Here is a 2,272-nt window from a genome sequence, read left to right as displayed (position 1 = left end):
CCAGGCCTTCATCGACCGCTTCTCGAGGTGGTACACGCCGGCCGTGATCGTGCTGGCCCTGGTCACTTGGATCCTCACCCAGGACGTGGTGCTGGCCCTGACCCTGCTGGTCATCGGCTGCCCCGGCGCCCTGGTGATCTCCATCCCGGTCGCCATCGTCGCCGGCATCGGCCGCGCCGCCCGCAACGGCATCCTCATCAAGGGCGGCGAGTTCCTGGAGACCTCCGCCAGGATCTCGGCCGTGGCCGTGGACAAGACCGGCACCCTCACCGAGGGCAGGCCCCGGCTGACGGATGTCGTCGTGCTGGGCGAGGGCACGGACCGCACCGAGGTGCTGCGCTGGGCCGCGGCTGCCGAGGCCGGTTCGGAGCACCCGCTGGCCCGGCCCATCCTGGACTCCGCCCAGGAGGCGGGGGTGGCCCCGGCGGGCATCCCCGGCCACGTCACCCCGGTCCCCGGCAAGGGCATCATGTCAGACGTCGGCGACCAGCGGGTGCTGATCGGCAACCCGACCCTGCTGGCCCAGTACGACGTGACGGACGACGTCGGCGCCGGCCCGGCCGCGCGCGGGCTCGCCGCCGCGGGCAAGACCCCGATGATCGTGGCCGTCGACTCGACGGTGATCGGCGTGATCGCGGTGGCCGACCAGGTCCGGCCGGACGCCCCGGCCATGGTCGACCGTTTGCACGAGGCCGGCGTGAGGAAGGTCGTCATGCTCACCGGCGACTCCCGCCTGGTGGCCGAGTCCATCGGAGCGACGACGGGGATCGACGAGATCCACGCTGCCCTGCTGCCGGAGGACAAGCTGGAGGTGGTGGCGCGCCTGCAGCGTGAGGGCCACACCGTGGCCATGGTCGGCGACGGCGTCAACGACGCCCCGGCCCTGGCCACGGCGGACATCGGCGTGGCCATGGGTGCGGCCGGTTCGGCGGTGGCCGTGGAGACCGCGGACATCGCGCTGATGGGCGACCACCTGATGAAGCTGCCGGAGTCGATCAGCCTGGCCCGGCGCACCGTGAGCGTGATGAGGCAGAACATCGCGATCGCGCTGATCACGGTGGTGCTGCTGCTGGCCGGTGTCTTCGCCGGCGGGGTGACCATGTCGGCCGGGATGCTGGTCCACGAGGCGTCCGTGCTGCTGGTGATCCTCAACGCCATGCGGTTGATGCGCAACGACAGCCACTCGACCGCGATGGCGAAGGAGGCGCGGGCCCCGTCCCACCACCGGGACTTCGAGGCCACCGAGGGCTCCCCGTCAGTGGGCGTCTGAGCGCCCGGGCCGGCAGGACTGGATCGGGAGGCGCGGAACGGGGAAGGTGGGCTCGACGGCCCGCTCGCCACCCGGACGCGCCGCCCGGGGACAGGACACAGGAGGAGAACCAGATGTCGAAGGTGTTGGTCTTCACGGACTTCGGGGGCCCGGAGAACCAGGAACTCATCGAGCGCGAGGTGCCCCGGCCTGGCCCCGGGCAGGTCGTCATCCGGGTGAAGGCGGCCGGTGTGAATCCGGCGGACGCGAAGATGCGTCAGGGGCTCTTCGGCAGGAAGCGCACGCTGCCCTCACCGATGGGCCTGGAGGCCTCGGGGGTCGTCACCGCGGTCGGCGAGGGCGTGGAGGAATTCGCCGTCGGGGACGAGGTCCTCGGCCTGCCGGTGCGGGGTGAGGGCACCTTCGCCGAGCACGCGGTGCTGGACGCGGCCAGGACCGTGGCCAAGCCACCGGAGATCTCCTTCGTGGAGGCGGCGACCATCCCCGTCGCCGGGACGGTCGCCTACGACGTCACCCACCAGGTCGAGCTCGAGCCCGGCCAGAGCCTGCTCATCCTCGGGGCCGGCGGCGGCGTGGGCCTGATGGCGGCCCAGATCGGCAAGGTGCATGAGTTCCGGGTGATCGGGGTGGCCAGCGCCTCGAAGAAGGAACTGGTGGAGTCCACCGGCGCCACGTTCGTCGAGTCCGGCGACGGCGTGGTGGACCGGGTGCGCGAGATCGCCCCCGAGGGCGTGGACCTGGTCGTGGACCTGGTCGGCGGGCAGGCGCTGCGGGACATCGCGCCCGTGGCGAAGGACCCGGGGCACGTCCTCACGACCGTCGACCCCGGACTCGCCGAGGAACTCGGCGGGTCCGGGGTGCGGCGCACCCGGGAGGCCCTGGCGAAGGTCACCGGCGTCGTCCAGCACGGTCTCATCGACCCGCACGTGGGCCGGCGCTACAGCCTGGCCGAGGCCCCGGCCGCGATGGCCGCCGTCGAGGGAGGGCACGCCGCGGGCAAGG

2 protein-coding genes are annotated in these 2,272 nt (G+C 72.7%); both read left to right on the top strand.

Features of this window, described 5'->3' with window-relative positions:
- Positions 1-1,270 (top strand): cation-translocating P-type ATPase (locus Q0283_RS16500; RefSeq protein WP_298045684.1); only part of this gene is annotated, 1,270 nt, incomplete at its 5' end.
- Between the two features lie 113 nt (positions 1,271-1,383).
- Positions 1,384-2,272, top strand: an 889-nt coding sequence (locus Q0283_RS16495; protein WP_298045682.1) for an NADP-dependent oxidoreductase, incomplete at its 3' end; no start/stop codon positions are given.

Origin of the sequence: uncultured Citricoccus sp. (assembly GCF_937871995.1) — a bacterium.
In the GTDB taxonomy this organism is placed as follows: domain Bacteria; phylum Actinomycetota; class Actinomycetes; order Actinomycetales; family Micrococcaceae; genus Citricoccus.
The sequence above is the reverse complement of the archived record's forward strand: the minus strand, read 5'-3'. Positions and strand labels throughout refer to the sequence as shown.